This window comes from Halovivax gelatinilyticus (assembly GCF_024300625.1).
Lineage (GTDB): Archaea > Halobacteriota > Halobacteria > Halobacteriales > Natrialbaceae > Halovivax > Halovivax gelatinilyticus.
Genome location: NZ_CP101322.1, coordinates 1,343,047 through 1,359,700, shown reverse-complemented (window position 1 = coordinate 1,359,700; position 16,654 = coordinate 1,343,047). Strand labels below are relative to the sequence as shown.

Genomic DNA, 16,654 nt, shown 5'->3' with positions numbered 1-16,654 from the left:
TTCGTAAGTTACTGACAGGATTCGCAGGTCGGATCGTCGACGGTGTGCAGTTCTCCGCTCTGTCGGTCGCACGCGTCGCGTTCGTCGGAACTGAACACGTCTCGATGGTTGGAATCGAACTCGTCTCGGTGCTGAGTCTTCTCGTACTCCGTCGGATCGAGCGTCGACTTCTCGATCTGGGTGGCGCCGAGCGTCCGGAGGTAGTAGGTCGTCTTGAGGCCGAGTTCCCAGGCCCTCTCGTAGACGTCGGCGAGCAGTGAGCCGTCGGTCGAGGGGAAGAAGACGGTGTGCGAGACGGACTGGTCGATCCAGGTCTGGCGGTGGGCGGTCAGGCGGAGCAAGTGACGCGGGTCGATCTCGAACGCGCCGCGATACCGTTCTTTGAGCGCGTCCGGGACGGCGTCGATCTCCTGGACCGAGCCGTCGTAGTAAGTGAGCCGGTCGACCATCTCGTCGTCCCAGAGGCCGCGCTCGTCCAGGTCGGAGACGAGGTGCTCGTTGACGATCGTGAAGTCGCCGCTCATATTCGACTTCACGTGAAGGTTCGAGTAGATCGGCTCGATCGAGGGTGTGGTGCCGGCGATGGTCGAAATCGTTGCCGTCGGCGCGATCGCCATCGTGTTCGAGTTTCGAACCCCGAACTCGTCGACGCGGTCGCGGACGTCGTCCCACGGCAGGGTCTCCTCGCGGTCGGTGGGAATCTCGTGACCGCGCTCGGCTTCGAGTCGGTCGACCGTATCCTGGGGGAGAAGCCCCCGATCCCACTTTGATCCCTCGTAGGAGGGGTAGGTCCCGCGCTCTTTGGCGAGCGTCGCGGAGTTTTTGATCGCGTGGTAGGAGACGAACTCCTGCCAGCGGTTGGCCGTTTCGAGCGCTCGCTCTGAGGCCAGTGGAATATCCAGTTGCATCAACGCGTCGTGAAAGCCCATCGTCCCGAGCCCGACCGGCCGGTGGCGCTCGTTCGAGCGGGCGGCTTCCTCGGTCGGGTAGAAACACAGGTCGACGACGTTGTCGAGCATTCGCATCGCCGTCTCGACCGTCTCAGCGAGGTGTGTGCGGTCGAGTTCGCCGTTTCGGACGTGAGCGGCGTAGTTGACGCTCCCGAGGTTGCAGACGGCGTGTTCGTCCGCGCTCGTGTTGAGCGTGATCTCCGTACAGAGGTTCGACGAGTGGACCGTTCCGACGTGGTCCTGTGGCGAGCGAACGACGCAGGGGTCCTTGAAGGTGATCCAGGGATGGCCGGTCTCGAAGAGACGGGTGAGCATCGTCCGCCAGAGCGACCGCGCCTCGACGCGCTCGTATCGCCTGAGTTCGTCCGCGTCGGCCAGACGTTCGTACTCGCGGTATCGCGTTTCGAACGCCTCGCCCGACAGCTCGTGTAGGTCCGGAACCTCGTCGGGGCTAAAGAGCGTCCACTCCTCGTCGCGTCGAACCCGTTTGACGAACAGGTCCGGGACCCACGCGGCCGTGTTCATGTCCGGTGTCCGGCGACGTTCGTCGCCCGTGTTTCGCTTGAGGTCGAGGAAGGCCGGGAAGTCGAGGTGCCAGCACGCCAGGTAGGCGCAGGCGGCACCGCGTCGTTTTCCCGACCGGTTGATCGCCGACGTTACGTCGTTGCTGATCCGGAGAAACGGGACGACGCCGGTCGATTCGACGCCGGTCGACTCGATCATCGCCCCGGCCGCCCTGAGGTTCGTCCAGTCGTTGCCGAGGCCGCCGCTCCACTTCGAGAGCAGCGCGTGGTGTTTGTACGCCTCGAAGATCTCTTCGAGGTCGTCGGGAACGGTCGTCAGGTAACACGACGAGAGTTGCGGGTGAACTGTCCCACTGTGAAAGAGGGTCGGTGTCGAGGGAACGAACTCCAGCTTCGAGAGCACGTCGTAGAACGACCGGGCGCGCCGCGTCGGCTCGTCTTCGTCGATCGCGAGGCCCATCGCGACGCGCATCCAGAACGCCTGCGGGAGTTCGAGCGGCGGTTCGTCGGCGTCGATCCGAAGGAAGTACCGCTGGGTGAGCGTCTCGAGGGCCAGGTAGTCGAGCGACTCGTCGCGCTCGATCGCGAGCGCCGACGCCAGCTCGTCGAGATCGAAGCGCGTCAGGAGCCGATCGTCGAGCCGCCCGCGTTCGACGCCGTGCTCCAGGTTCGATACGAACGTATCGCGGTAGCGCCGATCGAGATCGGATCCGTCGGCCACCATCCCGAGTACTTCGCGGTAGTGTCGCTCGCGAGCGACCGCTGCCGCGAGTTGCCCATATTCGGGGTCGCGTTCGACGCGCGCAGAGAGCGCCTGAAGGACGCTGTCGTACACTTCTTCGGTCGAAGCGCCGTCGTAGCTGGTGCGTTCGATCTCGGCGACGAGTTCGTCGCGCCGCTCGCACGGTAGGACCGTCTCGACGCCGGTCTTCGCGCGATCGAGTATCGATTCGATCGATGGGATCGTCTGCGTTGGGTGCTGAGTCATGGTCGTGTCTGATTCGGAGTTCGAGGGAGACGGGTTTCGCACCGTCGCGGCGAGCGACAGCGTCGTCACTGGCCGCGTCGGTTCGGCTCGTCTCGGACGAGGGTATCTACGTGCCGCAGTACTCGGTGCCGGGGCCCACCACATAAAGTTTACCAAGTCAAATTGTACTACGACAAATTAAATTGTCTTCATGGGTCGGTTGTACCATCACTCGTGACGGTCTCCCCGCTCGGCGAGCGCCTGCCTGCGCTCGAGTCGCGCCGAACGGGCGGCCTCTCGCTTCGCTCGCTGGTCTTCGGTCGGACAGCGAAGCGCCGGTACGGCGGTCGGCAGTTCGTCCGAATCGAGCGCGACGAAGCTGAAGAACGAGGTCGCCGCGTCGATTCGCTCCCGACGATTCGGCCGCTCGGCTCGGACATCGACGGTGACGTCCATGCTCGTCCGGCCGGTGTCGAAGACGTAGGCCGTGATCGTCACGACATCGCCGAGGTCGATCGGGGCGATGAAGTCGACGTGATCCATGGCGGCGGTGACGACCTGGCGGTTGGCAAACCGCCGGGCGGCGATGGCTCCGCAGATATCCATCCAGTGGAGGATCGACCCGCCGAGGGCTCGCCCGAGGTTGTTCGTGTGGTTCGGCATCAGAATCTCGCTCATCTCCGTGTACGAGTCCGCGAGCGTCGCTGATCGACGCGATGGGTCCTCAGTGGACATAGACTCCACTCGACGGACGGATCACATAACACCATCTAACTTGTTCTAATACAACTAGAACTTATCTACTTCCGCGTTCCGGAACCCGACTTTCCCATCGAATCGGTCGGGTCCGTCTCGCGACGTTCCCACCATGCAGGAACGGGACGGGCCACTCATACACGAGGAACGGTATCTTACCGTTATCGATCGATTCAACGGCCACTCACCCATGATTAATACCACCAGACGGACGCTCCTCGCACTCGGCGCGTCGACGGTCGGACTCGGCGTCGCGGGCTGTATCGGCGACGGTTCGGACCCACCCTCGTCCGACCTCGACGGGAATCTCGCCGCCGACACCGCAACGCAGTACCAGGGACCAACCTGCGCTTGTTGCGACGAGTACCAGCCCTACCTCGAAGATCACCTCGACGCGGATCTCGCGGTCGAGGTGCTCGACGATCAACCGGCGTTACTCGAACGAAAAGCGGACCTCGGCGTTCCGTCGACGCTTCGAAGCTGTCACACGCTCGTCCTCGACGGCTCTGTTTTCGAGGGTCACCTACCGGTCGAACCGATCCAGGAGTACCTGGAAACCGAGACCGATTCGGTCGGCATCGCCCTTCCCGGCATGCCGGCGGGATCGCCGGGGATGGGCGGCTCGAAGGACGAAACCTGGACGATCTACGAGTTCTACGCCGACGGCGAGACCGACGTCTTCGACGAGATTTGACGCGAGCGAGTTACGCATCGACTCGACCCCCGCTACACAGATGCTGGATCAGGTCACGCACTCTCCGCCGTCCTGGTGATGTTCGCCCGGGACGTGCGTTCCGTCGTGGTGTTCATCGTGATATTGGGCGTGTGAACCGTCGTGGTGTTTCTCGTGATATTGGGCGTGCGAACCGTCGTGGTGGGTTGTGTGATCGCCACTGTGGTGATCACCCGGGACGTGATCGGCGATGCCGTCGTGCATCCAGTCGATCACGGTTGCATCTGATTGGCCGTCTGCACTTACCAGTGCGATCCCGCCGAGCAAGCCGAGGATGACGATCGCGGCGATCGAGAGTCGTAGTGCTGTCATGGTACTCGGTCGATCGTACGGCGCGGTCGTAGTAGGACTCGTCGTCGTGAACTCGCCGAGTAGACCGTTCGAGAACGTTTCTACTCGCTTCTAACCGTCTCTGGCGGACGAGATCGTTCGTGCACCCGCTCGACGACGGGCTCGCCTACGGCCTCGACAGTTCGATTCGCACTCACCGCTCGTCGAGGTCGTCGGCTGGATAGACGCGGTAGGTCCGCCCCTGGGGCTCGCGGTAGAGCAATCCGCGTTTTTCGAGGTCGGTTACCGTCTGACTGACCTTGCTCTTCGAGAAGTCCGCGCGGTCGCGCAGGGCGATCTGGGTCAACCCTGGTGAATCGATCACCGGTTCGAGGATGCGCCGTTCGTCCTCCGGAAGGACGTCCAGGACGGATGATCGAACCCCGGCGGCGGAAGCCGCCGACGGTTCGTCGTCGGGTTGACTCGCTGCGGCGTCGTTTTCGTCGTGTCGGTTCGCGGGATCTGCACGCGGCGTCGTGCGGTCGCCGTCGTCGCGAACCTGATCGCGAACCAACCAGTAGATTCCGCCGATGGCTCCGGCGACGAGGAGCGTTCCGAAGAGAATCCAGACCGGATGGGGTCCGTGGACAACCGTGCTGTGGCCCATCATCTGGCCGTGCGCCTGGGCCTGGCGGTAGGTTTGCCATGCGGCACCGATACCGATGAGGACGATAACCCCGACGAGGACGCTGACGGCGACGTCGAGTCTGGTTCGAGTCACGGGAGTTACGTCGTCATTGTCGGCAGGTGTCCCTACGTGTTACGTTTCCCGACCGACGGACCCTGTGAGACGCGACGATCCGTGCGAACGGTCTCCGGGTTCTTTATCCCACATCGCATACGTTCATACGATGACTTCCGATGATGCTATCCTCCGGGTGATACTGGTGATCGTGGCGCTCTTCTTGCTCGTTCCCCTGATCGGCATGGTCCTCATGTGGCCGTTGATGGGCGCCGGTCACGGCGGAATGTGGAACGGAACGGGCTGGTGGCCACTCTTCTCGTGGCTCGTACTGATCGCCCTCGTCGTCGGCGTCGGCTACCTACTTATCAGCGCGTTTCGACGCGGCGAGTCGACCGATGCGGCCCTCGAAGAGTTACGAATCGCCTACGCCCGCGGCGACCTCTCGGACGAGGAGTTCGAACGCCGTCGCGAGCGGCTTCGTCGGGAAGAGTGACGATGAAGGGGGACACTTCGGGCCGCGATACAGGCGAGAACGCGACGCGACCCAAACCGACCGACACCTACTGTTCGTGCTGTCGCGTCTGCGATTCCTATCGCAGGGCGCCCTCGCCCGCGACCAAGCCGACCGAGCGTCGGGGGTCGAGCGACGGGGCGGAGCCGGGAGAACGTGACTCCGGCGGTCGCGAACACCGCCACGCTGACGGTGAAACCGACCACCGTCCCGACGACCACCGCCACGACGCACACGACCAGAGCGACCACCGCCACGACGCCCACGTCGACCACTCCGGCCACGAGGCGATGTTCCGCAGGCGGTTTTTCGTCTGTCTCGTCCTCTCGCTCCCGGTTCTGTACTTCAGCCCGATGTTGCAGGGCTGGTTCGGGTACGACGCCGTCACGTTCCCGGGCAACGAGTTTGTCGGTCCCGCCCTCGGGGTGGTCGTCTTCGCGTACGGTGGGATTCCGTTCCTCAGGATGGGCGCGGTCGAAGCCAGAAATCGCGAGCCAGGGATGATGCTGCTCATCTCGCTCGCGATCACGGTGGCGTTCGTCTACAGCGTCGCGGCCGTCACCCTCGACATCGGCGAACCGTTCTTCTGGGAGCTGGTGACGCTGATCGTCATCTTCCTGCTCGGCCACTGGATCGAGATGCGGAGCGTCCGGCGCGCCTCGGGCGCGCTGGACGAACTCGCCGAGCTGCTGCCGGACACCACCGAGCGAATCACCGACGACGGCGAGACCGAGGACGTTCCGATCGATGCGCTCGCCGAGGGAGATCTCGTCCTCGTCCGTCCGGGGGCGAACGTGCCGGCCGACGGCGTCGTCGAGGAGGGACGATCGAACGTAAACGAGTCGATGCTCACCGGCGAGTCGAAACCAGTGACGAAGGAACCGGGCGACGAGGTGATCGGCGGGACGACCAACCGCGACGGAAGCCTGCGCGTTCGCGTCGGCGCCACCGGGGACGAGACGACCCTGTCGGGAATCATGCGCCTCGTCGAGGCGGCTCAGGAGAGCCGCTCTCGGACGCAGGTACTCGCCGACCGCGCCGCCGGCTGGCTCTTCTACGCCGCGCTCGCTGTGGCAGCGGTGACGGCCGTCGGCTGGACGGTCGCCGTCGGCTTCGGATTGCCAGTGGTCGAACGCGTCGTTACGGTCCTCGTCATCGCCTGTCCGCACGCTCTGGGGCTTGCCGTCCCGCTCGTCGTCGCGATCAACACCTCGATGGCGGCGAGAAACGGCATGCTCGTACGCGACCGGATCGCCATGGAGGAGGCGCGCAACCTCGACGTCGTCGTCTTCGACAAGACGGGGACGCTCACCGAGGGCGAGCAGGGTGTCGTCGGCCTGGAGACGGTCGAGGGGTGGACCGACGACGAGGTGTTATCGATCGCGGCCGCCGCTGAGGGCGATTCGGAGCACGTCATCGCCCGGGCCATTCGCGAAACGGCGAGCGAGCGTGACCTGTCGATTCCAGACGTTCGTGGGTTCGAGGCCCTGGAGGGCCGGGGCGTCAGGGCGACGATCGAGCCGACGGCGTCGAACGGCGGTGAGCGGGTACGCGGTCTCGAGTCGCATGCCGCAGACGAGGGGTCGATCGCCGTCGGCGGGCCGAACCTGCTCCGTCACCTCGATACCGATCCGCCGGTGACGCTCGATCGGTTCGCGAACGAGGCGGGCGACCGCGGGGAGGGCGTCGTCTTCGTCCTCTTCGAGGGGGTGCCTGTCGGGGCTATCGCACTCGCGGACGTGATCCGCGAGGAGAGCCGCGAGGCGGTCGAGACGCTCCACCGGATGGGCGTCGAGGTGGCGATGCTCACCGGCGACGACGAAGACGTCGCTCGGGCCGTCGCAGACGAACTCGACATCGACACCGTGTTCGCCGAGGTACTGCCCGACGATAAGGACGAGAAGATCGTCGAACTCCAGGACCGCGGCCAGCTCGTCGCGATGGTCGGCGACGGCGTCAACGACGCGCCCGCGCTCACGCGAGCCGACGTCGGCATCGCCATCGGTTCCGGAACGGACGTCGCCGTCGAGTCGGCCGACGTCGTCCTCGTCGAGAACGATCCGCGGGACGTGGCTCACCTCGTCCAGTTGAGTCGCAAGAGCTACCGGAAGATGCGCGAGAACCTCGTCTGGGCGGCCGGCTACAACGTCTTCGCGCTCCCGCTCGCGGCGGGCGTTCTCGCGCCCGTCGGCATCCTGCTGTCACCCGCCGTCGGTGCCGTGTTGATGTCCGCGAGCACGGTGATCGTCGCGATCAACGCGCAGTTGCTCCGGCGGGCGGATCTCGCGGCCTAGCGTCCGAGCGGACAGGTAGCTGCCGTGGACCAACTCCGAAGCGTGAGTTCACAGCCGCGATTCCAGTTCTTCGAGCAGATCCGAGAGATCCATCTCCTTCATCGAGAGCAAGACCAGCAGGTGGTAGACCAGGTCGGCCGACTCGTAGGCGAGTTCCTCGTGATCGTCGTCCTTCGCGGCGAGGATCACCTCGGTCGTCTCTTCGCCGAGTTTCTCGAGGACGGCGTTTTCGCCCTTCTCGTGGACGAACAGCGACGCCGTGTACGATCCCTCCGGGCGGCTTTCCTTGCGTGATTCGATGATCGAGAAGAGTTCGGCGAGGATCGCGGCGTCAGGGGCGTCCGCCTCCGGTGGCTCGGCGAACTCGTCGCTTCGGACGCGCTCGTCGCCGCTCATTCGAGTTCCCCTCCGACGTCGCGAATGTCCGTTAGCTGGTCGAACTTCGCCGGGTCCTCTCGACCGCGCTCGAAGACGCCCTCGGTGATCTCGATCGGGACGTTCGTGCGGGCGGCCAGGGCGAGCGAGTCGCTCGGTCGGGCGTCGACGACGACGCTATCACGCGGCGTCGTCACGTGCAGGTCGGCGATGTACGTCCCACCGTCGAGCCCGTCCTCTTCGACGTCGCTGACCACGACCCGCTCGACGCGTCCGCCGAGTTCTTCCATCACGTCGAGCAGGAGGTCGTGCGTGAGCGGTCGGCCGATGTCGGCCGCCTCGAGGCCGCGAGCGATGCTGGTCGCCTCCTGCATCCCGACGAAGATCGGCACGACGTCGTCTTCGTCTTCGACGCCGAGGATCAACACCGGCACCGCTCCCTCGGGCGTCCCTGCGAGACGGACCCCTTCGATGGTCGCGTTCATACCCGATCGACGGGGCCGGTGGAGAAAAAGCCCTGCGCCGTCGAGACGGTCTCCGACCGCGCGGAGTTGTCGGCCCACGAGCGTGCCGGCGTTGCGGTCGGAGACGTCGGCGCCGTCTCAGTCGGTCTGGGATTCGATCGTCGCCCGATCGTTCCCGAAGAACGCCAGATCGTGCAGCCGATCGTCCGGGGTGAGTTCCGGGTGAAACGCCGTCGCGAGGACGGGCCCCTGTCGGACGGCGACCGGTCGGCCGTCCCAGCTCGCGAGGACGTCGGCAGAACCGACCTCGTCGATGGCGGGTGCGCGAATGAAGACGGCGGGGAACGGCTCGTCGAGGCCGTCGACGTCGAGCGGCGCCTCGAAGCTGTCCCGCTGGCGGCCGAACGCGTTGCGCTCGACGGTCACGTCGAGGAGGCCGAGTTCGTCGACGCGATCGTCGGCGGCGTCGCGCGACGCGACGATCAACCCGGCGCACGTGGCAAAGAGCGGCTTTCCCGCGTCGACGTGCTCGCGGATCTCCGGGGCGATTCCGTCGGCGTGAATCAGCCGGGAGATCGTCGTCGACTCCCCACCGGGCATCGCCAGCAGGTCGCAGTCGGGAACCAGCCCGGAGTCACGTATTTCGATCACTTCGACGTCGCGGTCGCGTCGGGCGCAAGCGCGTTCGATCGCCCCGGCGTGTTCGGCGACGTCGCCCTGGACGGCGACGACACCCGCGGTCAGTGACATGGGGTCGATAGGTGATTCTTCGATAAAAGCGCCGCGTCATCGGCGGTACCCGCGGCGGTTTCGGTGTGATTCGCACACGACGCGCAATACAGAAGCAGCTATCCGCTCGCCAAAATGGCTCGAGCCGGCGTCTCCGTTCAGGAGATGAACGTCAGTAGCTGAACGAAGACACCGAGGAGGAGTCCGAAGACGATGACCGTCTTGGGATCGATTCGAATGGCGTTCGAGTCCTCCGCGTCGAAGTACCGGACGAGTCCGGCACTGGACATCAGCCCGCCAGTGTTCTGACCTTTATCCATACCTGCCCATACGGCCGTCGGGAACTAAATCTTTCGACCTGAACCGACCGTCGTGCTGGCGCCGACCGACGCCTCTCAGTCGGTCTATCAGTGTCGGAATCGAACGTTCGATCCGCCTCACTGTGTTCGAGCCGATACTCTGAGTCACTGTTCGGGTAAGCACAGACTGTGTCACTGTTCGGATCCGATCCGCTCACGTAGCGCTCGGATACGACAGACTGCGGTTCCGTTTTTGCACGGAAACGGGGTCAACGCTCTCACAAACGGGGATCGAGGGACATCCTTATCTCGGCTCGATACCTGAACACTGTGAGTGTTCTGACAACGCTCTGTATCATGACCCAGTCCCCCTCCACCGAATCGATCGCCGCTTTCGAGCGAGACTTACACGCGCTCGTGATGGACGCCTTCGGTCGTGGTGTTTCCGTCGAAGGAACCTGGGAACTCGCGGTTCCCGTCTCTGACGCACCCGACTGGACGGTAACGATCGAGCGCACCGACCCGATAACGCTGGCGTACGAACCCGAGTTCCTCGAAGAGTGACCGGTAATCCGTCTGTACCATTTTGTTTCTAGTTCATTTTTTACTCAATAATGTTTATGTGGGTGGCCCCCTCACGTGGAGACGTACTCTGCTGAAGTCGGTCGTGACGAGTCGTTGGTGTCAGCGCGTAGGTATGGTACAGAGTCACTATGAAGCCAGAAACCCGAAATCCACGGACAGTCGGGCCCGAACACAGAACCCCCTCACCGACGGCGATATTCGGCGCACTCGCCGACACGCGCCGACAGCACACGCTCGTCTACCTCGCGAGCAAACCCGCCGCGATCAGCCTCGGTGACCTCGCCGAGTACATCGCCATCGCGGAAGATCAAGCGTCCTACGACTGGTACCAACGCATTCTCGTCGACCTACACCACCGCCACCTACCCCAGCTCGTCGACGCCGGACTCGCGCGGTACGACGCAACCGCCGAAACGGTCGAATTAGCGGTAGACGCCGCCTCCCTTCGGCCGTACCTCAGTATCGTTTCTGACGACGAGTGAGTCACAAACCACCTTGTAAATACGATTTACGCCAGTTTCCTATCAGAAGCTCACTTCGGTTAGCGATGCAACTGAAATGATATTCTGCTAACACATATTATCCGGTGTGACCTGTGTATACTCGATGACGAGTACCACCACAAACCACCGTTCGGCCGAAGGATCCGACCCGGCTGGATCGTCCACCCCGGCTGGATCGTCCACCCCGGCCGTTTTACGCGACCCGTCGACCCGGAAGGTTCCACACGGCCTGTCGAACCGAATCGCTCCACGAAAACTATCCAGCCGCATCGAACCACGACCGTCCGCACGATTCGCCCCCGGATCGCAACTGCCCGCCGAGACCACGCGGTCACGGCTCTGGGCGGTCTGCGTGATCGCCTGCTACGTCGCGATCCTGCTCGTTCTGATGGCGGGCTGGGTCCTCCTCAGCATGACCGTGCTGGAACCGATCACGACCGTCGCTTCAGGGTGGTTCATCGTCATCGCGACGATGCTTCTCGGAATCGCTGCCGCGCCGACGCTCGCCCGGTGGCTCCTCGGACGAGCGATCCGTCGCGGACGGGCCGTCTCAGTTGCCATCTCCCGTCGATACGCGAGACCCGCCCCGACTCCGAGTCCGCCGGATCGGACCGGCCGCGACCATCCCTGAACTGTCACGCCGGATTCCCGACGTCCTCGTCGAACACCGACGATTCGCCCTTCGCCGATATTTACACCAGTTCGCCTCGTTCATCCCGCAACGACCGGTGAATTTTTTATCTCCCTACCCGACGGTGGTGGTATGACGTACGGCATCACTCGGGTCGCCGCGCGGCTTCGCCAGCCGGAGTACACCGGCGACAACCGATGCATTCCGTGTACGATCGTAAACGTCGTCCTCGCTGGCGTTCTCGCCAGCGGACTCGGAGTCGGCGCCTGGGTGGCGGCCGACGCCGGTGTCGGTGGCGCCGTCTCCGTGACCGTCTTCGTCCCCGCCCTCGGGGCGATCTACTTTCGTGGGTACCTCGTCCCCGGGACGCCGACGCTGACGAAGCGTTACTTCCCAGATTGGCTGCTCGCGAAGTACGATAAGGGACCGGGCCTCGACGCCGACGGCTCGCTCTCCCAGGTCGAGGAGTTCGACGAAGGTGACCCGGAGCCGGTCGATCCCGAGGAGACGCTCGTCGACGGAGGCGTCCTCGTCCCCTGTGCTGAGGTTGACGACCTCTGTCTCGCCGACGGCCTGCGCGAGCGCTGGCGCGAACACGTCGAGTCGGTCCGATCGGGCGACCGAACCGCTCAGGTCGCCGCCTTCGTCGAACTCGACCCCGAAACCGTCGAACTCGACGACCGCGAGGGCCAGGATCGGATCGTCGTCACGGCGGAGGCGGGCACCGTCGCCCACTGGGAGTCCGAATCCGCGCTGATCGCGGATCTCGCGGGGGCCCGGTTGCTCGACGAAGAACTATCCGGCTGGACGGACCTGCCGTTGGCCGCCCGCGGTCAGATCGTCGGCGGACTCCGGGCATTTCTCGAAACCTGCCCCAGCTGTGACGGTGAGATCGAGATCGACAACGAGACCGTCGAGTCGTGCTGTCGCTCCTACGAGGTGTACGCCGTCACCTGTAACGACTGCGAGGCGCGCCTGCTCGAAATCTCCGCGTGAGGTTCCTGTCCGAGCGCCCGTTTTTCGTCGCCGATATCGTCGAATCGAGCCGCGACCGAAGGAGTGTTTTGACTGGAGCGCCCACTAGCCCTCAATGAGCCACCAGCGCGTCGAGCCGCTCGACGTCGACTCCGTTCGCGCCGAGTATCCCATCCTCGACCGGGAGTTCGACGGCAGCCCACTCGTCTACCTCGATAACGCGGCGACGACCCAGACGCCCGATCCGGTCGTCGACGCGATGAGCGACTACTACCGGGAGACCAACGCCAACGTCCACCGCGGCATCCACCACCTGAGTCAGGAGGCATCCATCGCCTACGAGGAGGCCCACGACCGCGTCGCCGAGTTCGTCGGCGCCAGCGGCGGTCGCGAGGAGATTATCTTCACGAAGAACACGACCGAGAGCGAGAATCTGATCGCCCAGGCCTGGGGGCTGCGCGAACTCGGACCGGGCGACGAGGTCGTCCTCACGGAGATGGAACACCACGCCTCGCTGGTCACCTGGCAGCAGGTCGCAAAGCGAACCGGCGCGGACGTACGCTACATCGCCGTCGATCCCGACGACGGCCGGCTCGACATGGACCACGCCCGGGAGATCATCACCGACGACACCGCGCTGGTCTCGGCCGTCCACGTTTCGAACACGCTGGGGACGGTCAACCCCGTCGACGATCTGATCGACCTCGCCCACGCGAACGACGCGCTCGCGTTCATCGACGGCGCGCAGGCGGTTCCCACCCGCCCGGTCGACGTCGAGGCGCTAGACGCCGACTTCTACGCATTCTCGGCCCACAAGATGGCCGGCCCGACGGGTATCGGCTGTCTCTACGGCAAGAAAGAACTGCTCTCGAAGATGGACCCGTACCTCTACGGCGGCGGCATGATCCGCAAGGTCACCTTCGAGGAATCGACCTGGGGCGAGTTGCCCTGGAAGTTCGAACCGGGAACGCCGCCGATCGCCGAGGCCGTCGGCCTCCACGCGGCCGTCGACTACCTCGACGACCTCGGGATGGAGCGCGTCCGCGAGCACGAAGAACGCCTGGCTGCGGCGCTCTACGAGACGCTCACTGATCTCGGCGGCGTCGAAATCTACGGCCCGGAACCCGGCCCCGACCGCGGCGGTCTGGTGAGCTTCAACGTCGACGGCGTCCACGCTCACGACCTCGCGTCGATCTGTAACGACCACGCCGTGGCGATCAGGGCCGGCGACCACTGCACCCAGCCGCTTCACGACAAGCTCGGGGTCGCGGCGTCGGCGCGCGCCTCGTTCTACGTCTACAATCGCGAGGACGAGATTGAGCCGCTCGTCTCCGCGATCGAGGACGCGAAAACGCTGTTCGGGTGACTGACTCGGCCGAATCGAGGATCGATTGCGGCGATCTGCGCTCGCGGGCCCGACGGCTGTCGCATCCTGAACACGCTGCGTCGCGTCCTCGGCTTGCTGACGGCCCTGAGCGCGATCATCGCGCTCGTCCTCGGCCTGCTCGGGAATCCGTGCGGGCTCGGATTCCTCTTTAGCAGCGGCATCCTCGGCACCGCCACCTGGGTCGCGAACGAACTCGCCCAGTGGAGAGGGTGTATCGAAGAACACGACGCGGACCGACCGGACCTGCCGAGCCGGTAGATCGTTCGTCTCGATCGATCGGGACGACACGACGACTGGTTCGCTCGAACGAACCCTTTTTCGCCGCGATAGTCCCTGGTCGGTTGTCCCGGCCAGCCCAGCCGTCGGATACCCACGTATCGGATCGGCGTCGCGCTGGCGACCGTCGGCGCTGTGGGCTGCCGTTTGCCCACTTGGTGTCGCTTAAATTATTAAAATATCCCGAACGTATATCTTTGTATCGGGGTGGATTTTCACGAATTCGGCCACTGGGGGCGTCCTATCTACCGTCTCGGTTCGTTCTCGCCACGTGCCGACATCGATCGATTTCGTATAGCGACATACGATTTCGAGCACAAAATTAGCGCATATCTGTCATTTGTCGGGTGCCCGTCACTGCGGTGGGATTCGTTCGATCTGGCCACTCCATCGGTGATGATCGTCTCCAGGGTGCTATCACCCGTCTCCGGGGTGTGTTCTCCGCTGTGCTGACGACTCTCACACGACGACGGTCATGCTCCAGTCGACGAGCACGTACGAGCGCGACGCAGGACAGGCCACAGACGCCACCGTTCGAACGGGCGAACGGTGCGACGGTCGGCGGTTGTCGCGTCTCAATCTTCCCGGCCGTTAGCGGTCCGGCCGCGTTCGCGCAGGCTACGAGGACGAATCCGTCAGCTCGTTCACGTCCGCGACGGCGAGCCGACAGCCACACGGGGCGACCCGCGCGTCCATCGGCCCGCAGATCGTGAGCATCGCGACTGGCGTGCCACACCGCGGACATCGCGACAGCTCCGAAGCCTCCGCATCCGGCTCGCCTCGCTCGCACGCGTCGCGGGCCGACGTCTCGTCGGTCCCCGACGCCGCGTCCCGATCTGCGTCGCGACTCGGCGATCGATCGGTCACCCCACGACCCCCATCGTCGGTGACGGTACCGGCTGTAACGCCGGCCGCGTAGCTGGTGATATCGGGCGATTCGAGCGTCGTGCGAGAGGTTTATGTCTCGGTAGGCGGTACGGATTCATGGCTTCGGTCGGCCGCGACTGGAAGCCACAGTCTCGGGTGTTTGCCCACCCGGGACATTTCTCGTGCCTGTCCCCTGGCGAGTGGAGACTGGTGCTTCCGACCGACTGTACGTATTAGTGTTACTTATATCTAACCAACTAGTTGGAAATTAAAATTTTTATCGTGGGACGGGCTGTCCGTCTTTATGAAGGCAAATTGCAGGCGAATCTCGTCGAAGAAACCAGTATAGAACGACAATTTTGGTCGTTTTTCGTGGAAACGAGGGTATTGCCTGACGGCTGAGCCCCATTCAATATTTGCCGCAACGCCGAGAGGTATTCATCGCGTTTTGTCCCGTTCTGGGTTTTCTCCCTTCTGCGACGTCCGGTAGACGAGTCCTTTCGATCGTTCCCTGACGTGTTTCAATCCCGTTCTGGGTTTTCTCCCTTCTGCGACACGAACCCATCGATGCAACAGCCATGCTCTTAGAGTTTCAATCCCGTTCTGGGTTTTCTCCCTTCTGCGACTGACCCAGTTACATGGTTTAATGAAAACTCTACTTGTTTCAATCCCGTTCTGGGTTTTCTCCCTTCTGCGACGCTCGACGAGGTGGCGCTCTTCCCTCTGGAGTTAACGGTTTCAATCCCGTTCTGGGTTTTCTCCCTTCTGCGACGGATCCGACGAATACGACCTGTGGATCACCGAGGGGTTTCAATCCCGTTCTGGGTTTTCTCCCTTCTGCGACCTGCACTACCGTATCGCCAATGAGTGCGTTAATAGTTTCAATCCCGTTCTGGGTTTTCTCCCTTCTGCGACGAGCGGATAACGGCCCATCCACAGACCGGGCACTGGTGTTTCAATCCCGTTCTGGGTTTTCTCCCTTCTGCGACCGCCTTGCGCGATCGTGGCGATCAGCCGAAGGCAATGTTTCAATCCCGTTCTGGGTTTTCTCCCTTCTGCGACACGACGACCGCACTGATATTGTCCGTGGCGTCACCAAGTTTCAATCCCGTTCTGGGTTTTCTCCCTTCTGCGACGCCCCGAATGCGGTTCGAACGGCCAGAATCTCCCGGTTTCAATCCCGTTCTGGGTTTTCTCCCTTCTGCGACATCATGGTGAGGGTAGGTTTGACAGGACCGATGATTGTTTCAATCCCGTTCTGGGTTTTCTCCCTTCTGCGACACTCGGAAGGTGATATTGAGGGGGTGATCCATAAGTTTCAATCCCGTTCTGGGTTTTCTCCCTTCTGCGACGGTTCGACCATATACACCCACAAGATGAGGATGGTGTTTCAATCCCGTTCTGGGTTTTCTCCCTTCTGCGACCGGGGGTGAATATCGGGCTATAGGCCTCATAATTGTTTCTCCTGGCTCGAAAATCGACCCGCGCTTCGTGGACCGGGGCTGTACACCTCCTTTATAATGGTCTACGAAGACCAGCTACACAATGTTGGACTGTTCGTCTGGTGGTCCTGCACCGATATCGGTCACGTCACCCTGGCACGACTGACAAAGACGGTAGATTCTGATTCGATCGTCATCGGATTCTTCGACGTGTTTTTTCAACTCATCTTCCAGTTCGACGCGTTCCGTTTTCGAGACGTTGACCTCGAATACGCTGTACTGTCGCCAGGCCCCGTATCGCTGGAGTGTTCGATAGATTCGACGCCGATTCTTGTCGTCGCTGATGTCGTACGTAATGACGAGACGCATTG

19 protein-coding genes and 1 CRISPR repeat array are annotated in these 16,654 nt (G+C 63.3%); of the genes, 9 read left to right on the top strand and 10 right to left on the bottom strand.

Annotation, left to right across the window (positions count from 1 at the left end; all coding sequences use genetic code 11):
* Positions 1–8: 8 nt before the first annotated feature.
* Together NKH31_RS06665 and NKH31_RS06660 are read right to left on the bottom strand one after the other, a co-directional pair.
* Positions 9–2,462, bottom strand: a complete 2,454-nt coding sequence (locus NKH31_RS06665) for a ribonucleoside-diphosphate reductase subunit alpha (RefSeq protein ID WP_254864350.1) — start codon at positions 2,460–2,462, stop codon at positions 9–11.
* A 207-nt stretch (positions 2,463–2,669) separates the two neighbouring features.
* Entirely contained in the window at positions 2,670–3,176 is a 507-nt protein-coding gene (locus NKH31_RS06660; protein ID WP_254864349.1) for an acyl-CoA thioesterase, read from the bottom strand.
* A 211-nt stretch (positions 3,177–3,387) separates the two neighbouring features.
* On the opposite strand from NKH31_RS06660, the gene NKH31_RS06655 reads away from it, so the two are divergent.
* On the top strand, positions 3,388–3,891 hold the full coding sequence (locus NKH31_RS06655; protein ID WP_254864348.1) for a DUF411 domain-containing protein: 504 nt from the start codon (positions 3,388–3,390) through the stop codon (positions 3,889–3,891).
* Positions 3,892–3,939: 48 nt separating this feature from the next.
* On the opposite strand, the gene NKH31_RS06650 is transcribed toward NKH31_RS06655, so the two are convergent.
* Together NKH31_RS06650 and NKH31_RS06645 are read right to left on the bottom strand one after the other, a co-directional pair.
* A complete protein-coding gene (locus tag NKH31_RS06650) occupies positions 3,940–4,242 on the bottom strand; it encodes a hypothetical protein (RefSeq protein WP_254864347.1) in 303 nt (100 codons plus the stop codon).
* A gap of 172 nt (positions 4,243–4,414) precedes the next feature.
* The gene (locus tag NKH31_RS06645) at positions 4,415–4,981 is read right to left on the bottom strand and encodes a helix-turn-helix transcriptional regulator (RefSeq protein WP_254864346.1); all 567 of its coding nucleotides are present in this window, start codon (positions 4,979–4,981) and stop codon (positions 4,415–4,417) included.
* A 130-nt stretch (positions 4,982–5,111) separates the two neighbouring features.
* On the opposite strand from NKH31_RS06645, the gene NKH31_RS06640 reads away from it, so the two are divergent.
* Entirely contained in the window at positions 5,112–5,438 is a 327-nt protein-coding gene (locus NKH31_RS06640) for an SHOCT domain-containing protein (protein WP_254864345.1), read from the top strand.
* Between the two features lie 2 nt (positions 5,439–5,440).
* Positions 5,441–7,750, top strand: a complete 2,310-nt coding sequence (locus NKH31_RS06635; RefSeq protein ID WP_254864344.1) for a heavy metal translocating P-type ATPase — start codon at positions 5,441–5,443, stop codon at positions 7,748–7,750.
* A gap of 48 nt (positions 7,751–7,798) precedes the next feature.
* Here NKH31_RS06635 and hisE read toward each other — a convergent pair whose 3' ends face one another.
* From hisE to NKH31_RS06615, 4 genes are all read right to left on the bottom strand, one after another.
* Entirely contained in the window at positions 7,799–8,146 is a 348-nt protein-coding gene (gene hisE, locus NKH31_RS06630; RefSeq protein WP_254864343.1) for a phosphoribosyl-ATP diphosphatase, read from the bottom strand.
* A complete protein-coding gene (locus NKH31_RS06625) occupies positions 8,143–8,610 on the bottom strand; it encodes a bifunctional nuclease family protein (protein WP_254864342.1) in 468 nt (155 codons plus the stop codon). The genes hisE and NKH31_RS06625 overlap by 4 nt, the downstream gene beginning before the upstream one ends.
* Before the next feature lie 117 nt (positions 8,611–8,727).
* A complete protein-coding gene (gene pdxT / locus NKH31_RS06620; RefSeq protein WP_254864341.1) occupies positions 8,728–9,339 on the bottom strand; it encodes a pyridoxal 5'-phosphate synthase glutaminase subunit PdxT in 612 nt (203 codons plus the stop codon).
* Between the two features lie 137 nt (positions 9,340–9,476).
* On the bottom strand, positions 9,477–9,638 hold the full coding sequence (locus tag NKH31_RS06615) for a preprotein translocase subunit Sec61beta (protein ID WP_254864340.1): 162 nt from the start codon (positions 9,636–9,638) through the stop codon (positions 9,477–9,479).
* A 309-nt stretch (positions 9,639–9,947) separates the two neighbouring features.
* Between NKH31_RS06615 and NKH31_RS06610 the strand changes: the two genes are divergently transcribed.
* The 6 genes from NKH31_RS06610 to NKH31_RS06585 all read left to right on the top strand — a co-directional run bounded on the left by NKH31_RS06610 (position 9,948) and on the right by NKH31_RS06585 (position 13,956).
* The gene (locus NKH31_RS06610) at positions 9,948–10,181 is read left to right on the top strand and encodes a hypothetical protein (RefSeq protein WP_254864339.1); all 234 of its coding nucleotides are present in this window, start codon (positions 9,948–9,950) and stop codon (positions 10,179–10,181) included.
* A gap of 149 nt (positions 10,182–10,330) precedes the next feature.
* The gene (locus NKH31_RS06605) at positions 10,331–10,684 is read left to right on the top strand and encodes a DUF7344 domain-containing protein (RefSeq protein WP_254864338.1); all 354 of its coding nucleotides are present in this window, start codon (positions 10,331–10,333) and stop codon (positions 10,682–10,684) included.
* A 373-nt stretch (positions 10,685–11,057) separates the two neighbouring features.
* On the top strand, positions 11,058–11,336 hold the full coding sequence (locus NKH31_RS06600) for a hypothetical protein (RefSeq protein WP_254864337.1): 279 nt from the start codon (positions 11,058–11,060) through the stop codon (positions 11,334–11,336).
* 132 nt (positions 11,337–11,468) lie between these two features.
* The gene (locus NKH31_RS06595; RefSeq protein WP_254864336.1) at positions 11,469–12,332 is read left to right on the top strand and encodes a DUF8054 domain-containing protein; all 864 of its coding nucleotides are present in this window, start codon (positions 11,469–11,471) and stop codon (positions 12,330–12,332) included.
* A gap of 94 nt (positions 12,333–12,426) precedes the next feature.
* Positions 12,427–13,677, top strand: a complete 1,251-nt coding sequence (locus tag NKH31_RS06590) for an aminotransferase class V-fold PLP-dependent enzyme (protein ID WP_254864335.1) — start codon at positions 12,427–12,429, stop codon at positions 13,675–13,677.
* Between the two features lie 93 nt (positions 13,678–13,770).
* Entirely contained in the window at positions 13,771–13,956 is a 186-nt protein-coding gene (locus NKH31_RS06585) for a hypothetical protein (RefSeq protein WP_254864334.1), read from the top strand.
* Positions 13,957–14,592: 636 nt separating this feature from the next.
* Here NKH31_RS06585 and NKH31_RS06580 read toward each other — a convergent pair.
* Together NKH31_RS06580 and cas2 are read right to left on the bottom strand one after the other, a co-directional pair.
* Positions 14,593–14,841, bottom strand: a complete 249-nt coding sequence (locus NKH31_RS06580; RefSeq protein WP_254864333.1) for a hypothetical protein — start codon at positions 14,839–14,841, stop codon at positions 14,593–14,595.
* Between the two features lie 444 nt (positions 14,842–15,285).
* Positions 15,286–16,265: a CRISPR direct-repeat array (repeat unit 37 nt; unit sequence GTTTCAATCCCGTTCTGGGTTTTCTCCCTTCTGCGAC).
* Between the two features lie 114 nt (positions 16,266–16,379).
* Positions 16,380–16,652, bottom strand: a complete 273-nt coding sequence (gene cas2, locus NKH31_RS06575; protein WP_254864332.1) for a CRISPR-associated endonuclease Cas2 — start codon at positions 16,650–16,652, stop codon at positions 16,380–16,382.
* Between the last annotated feature and the right edge of the window lie 2 nt (positions 16,653–16,654).